The sequence below is a fragment of the Planktothrix sp. FACHB-1355 genome (assembly GCF_014748295.1).
In the GTDB taxonomy this organism is placed as follows: domain Bacteria; phylum Cyanobacteriota; class Cyanobacteriia; order Cyanobacteriales; family Aerosakkonemataceae; genus Aerosakkonema; species Aerosakkonema funiforme_A.
In genome coordinates, this window is the sequence record NZ_JACJUP010000816.1 from 1 (window position 1) to 3,253 (window position 3,253).

At 39.8% G+C, this 3,253-nt stretch carries 3 protein-coding genes; 1 reads left to right on the top strand and 2 read right to left on the bottom strand.

What is annotated here, in order from left to right:
• Positions 1-141 precede the first annotated feature (141 nt).
• Positions 142-648 carry an META domain-containing protein gene (locus tag H6S82_RS25330; RefSeq protein ID WP_190463385.1) on the bottom strand — a complete coding sequence of 169 codons (507 nt, stop codon included), beginning with the start codon at positions 646-648 and terminating at the stop codon, positions 142-144.
• 178 nt (positions 649-826) lie between these two features.
• On the opposite strand from H6S82_RS25330, the gene H6S82_RS25335 reads away from it, so the two are divergent.
• Positions 827-2,074 (top strand): patatin-like phospholipase family protein, encoded by a 1,248-nt coding sequence (locus H6S82_RS25335; RefSeq protein ID WP_190463387.1) that lies wholly within the window; start codon positions 827-829, stop codon positions 2,072-2,074.
• Between the two features lie 211 nt (positions 2,075-2,285).
• On the opposite strand, the gene H6S82_RS25340 is transcribed toward H6S82_RS25335, so the two are convergent.
• Positions 2,286-3,134: a DUF4231 domain-containing protein gene (locus H6S82_RS25340; protein WP_190463389.1), complete on the bottom strand. Its 849-nt coding sequence runs from the start codon at positions 3,132-3,134 to the stop codon at positions 2,286-2,288.
• Between the last annotated feature and the right edge of the window lie 119 nt (positions 3,135-3,253).

The following is a 3,253-nucleotide window of genomic DNA, read 5'->3' on the forward strand; positions in this document are numbered from 1 at the left end:
GGTAGTTTAATGAAGGAGATGAAGGAGATGAGAGAGATAAGGGAAAAATTTGCCCATCTTCTTCACCTTCCCCGATCTTAATACTTTTCGTTTGAGAATAAACCCGGACGTTGTGACAACTTTAGCTCATGGATTAGCCGTTTACTGCTGTCTAAAGGTCATCAAACCGCGACTTCCATTAACTCTGTAAAATATTTGCAGTTGGTTGTTATTAGTGATGCGATACCTTTGGGCACTTTGGAGAGCAGCCAGATACTCAGATTCTTGACGCATAATATCGGGGGAACACGCTTTACGGGTGGTAGCGGGACTATTTACTGTTAGGTTATTACCGTTTGTTTGATAGCTGGCATTGTAGTTGTTGCAGCTAGCTAAACCGCTCATAGTGTTGTTCGTGAATTGTGCTGTAATGCGTGTATTTCTCAAAGGAGAACTGCGTGCATTTGCAGTTCCCCAAGAAACTAGCGTCCAAGATGTACCATTCAAGCTGCGCTGCATAATTTTACCGTTGAAAACGGCAGAATTTTCTGTAGGATTTGAGGCGGCGATCGCTAATTTTGCCCCTTCACTTCTATAAGCTATTGGCAGACATAAAAAACAGGCAGATAACAGTATAAGTGTGATTTTATATTGATGTTTTCTAATCATCTCTATGCTTGTGATTTTAGAGTACTACCTCTCATTTTAACCACTCTATTGTAAAGAAAATTAAATTTTTTTGGAAGAAATTCTAAACTTTTATGTTGGCCATTAAATAGGCAGTTACACTTATCTTAACATCTCAAATATATCGCACGCTAGCAATCAGCCAAAAGGAATAATTATTATGACATTCAGAATTCTAAGTTTGGATGGCGGTGGAATGCGTGGAGTCATCTCTGCACGCATACTCAAAGAAGTTGAAAGCCAACTTCAGGAACGTAAAGGCTTAGCTTTACACGAATATTTTGATATGATTGCCGGAACTTCGACAGGCTCGATTTTAACAGCAGGTATTGGTACTAAAAATACAAGCGATCGCCTCATCCAACTCTATCAAGACAAAGCCGGAACAATATTTCCATATCAACAAACAAACCTCAAAGAGTATTTGCCAGAATCTTTACACTCCTGGGTATTTCCACTAGAGGTAGTGCAACAATTAATCAATACATTTGCACCTGCCAAATATTCGCACGCTGGACTGATTAGCTCTTTACAAGACGTTTTAGGAGAAGTCGAAATCGGTAAAATTGAAGACAATATTATTTTAATTCTTGCTTACGATACACTTTACAGGAATACTACGTTTTTTACCAATTGTCATCCCGATATTGGAGATAGGTGGTATGACGATACTCCCCTATGGGAAATCTGCGTTTGCTCCTCCTCTGCTCCCACTTTCTTTCCAGCTTATGAGTTAAAACCGCGCAACAAAGAAAAATATGGAGATAAGTGGTCTTTCCCTCACATCGATGGTGGAGTAGGTGCAAACAATCCTTCTCTGGCTGCCTTAAGTCTAGTACTCAGAATCAATCAAGCGCTCAAAAACAGCCAAGAACAAGGAAAACCTCTACCAAAAGAACTACCTCCAAAAATGAAGGAGAAGCTGGAAAATGTCAAATTTGAAGATATTTCTATACTTTCGATCGGCACTGGTAGGACTGGAGAACCTTATCGATATGAAGAAGTAAAAAACTGGAAAACATTGAACTGGGCGCAACATATTGTTGATGTGTTTATGGAGCCAACATCGGAGGTGGATACCACAATTTGCCAACAAATTATGGGTGGATTTAACTCAAAACGTTACTTGCGCCTTCAGTTTGATTTGAATGAAAGATTTAAAGCTAAAGATCCAAATAACGAGAGTTATAAAGATGTTCGCGAAATAGTTCCAGAGAAAGACCGAAAAAACCGGTTTACAGGTAAGAAAATTAGTGAAGCGATCGATGATTCCAGAAAGCAGATTATCAACGATTTACTCGCAACAGCAACAGAATTTATAGAGCAAGGTCTTACGTCTTATGCGAGAGTAGGAGGTGATTCCCAGCCGGTGAAAAAAGCGATCGCATCTTTCATTGATTCTAACTAGCTTATTTGTGGAAACTCATCTGCGCTTAATTGTTACTCTTGCGGAAGTTACATTCAGCTTTGGTGCGTCAGAGGGATAAAATTAGCGATTTATGCTAAAATGGTGCTATCTGACGCACTTTACAGCTACAGATTTAGCGTTAAAGCTGTTTTAACAATTGAGTACAGGCGCGATCCATCGCACCTGTACCTTTAGCACTCAACTAGGCTGGCTAGCTAGGCTGATTAGATGCTGCGGCGGCTGACTCTTGTTTCTGCGCCTCAGCATTTTTATCATTCATTGCTTGCAATTGGTTCAAGTGAATGTTATTGACTTGAACGATAAAGTTTTCGATCGCCTTTTGCGCTTTGAGAGGCAATTCGGTTTCTTCCGCCGTATCGTAGTAACTATATAACGGACTTACACCCAAGATAAATTTCTCCTGTTCGGCTTCCAACAATTCCACCGTAGTGTTAGCAGCCAACCAATTCTTTTGAAAAGGAAACGAGGTAACGATACTAGCCACGATAGCTGCGATCGCCGGACAAATTACGGGTAGCCACTTCAGCCAAGTTACACCAGCTTCCAATTTGTCTACTAACACCAAAATCGGTGTAATTCCAGATAAAACCACCGTGGCAAGTTGCGAAATATAATAAATATTTCGACAGTTAGTTCTCGTCCTTTTATAATCATCAACCAACTCCTGACAATACTCTAAAGCACTTTCTCTTGCTGTGTTTATCGAAGCATTTTCGATCAGTTGCGAATTTCCCACCAGCGCATTGTATAGTTCGGCTTTTCTGCTGATTTTCTGCCGAAGTGATGCCCCATTAAATGTTTTCGAGAGGCTCAAATTAGCTAAAAACATAAAAACCGAAACCGATGCCAAAACAGCCAAGTAGATTTTGGCCATTTGCACCTCTGGTAAAATAAATGTAACGATTCCTGCACCAACCGCTCCTGCTAGCACCAAGTACTCGAATACCTTCAGCGTTAACAAGAGAATTTGATTTGGTGACTTAGGATTTTCTGCTACGTTAATCTGAGGCAAATTTGTCATTTGTGCTGCATCAGTCATTATTTTTGACTCCAGTGGATTACCTTACCACTATATTGCTTAGCATAAAATTGGTTTCGTCACAAGTCTATTTAATTTTTATTTTATTTTGCTATGATAATATATTTATAGTTGAGCGG

Coding starts and splice junctions, on each gene's coding strand:
- H6S82_RS25340 (WP_190463389.1), bottom strand. CDS start 3,134: ATGACTGATGCAGCACAAATGACAAATTTGCCTCAGATTAACGTAGCA.
- H6S82_RS25335 (WP_190463387.1), top strand. CDS start 827: ATGACATTCAGAATTCTAAGTTTGGATGGCGGTGGAATGCGTGGAGTC.
- H6S82_RS25330 (WP_190463385.1), bottom strand. CDS start 648: ATGATTAGAAAACATCAATATAAAATCACACTTATACTGTTATCTGCC.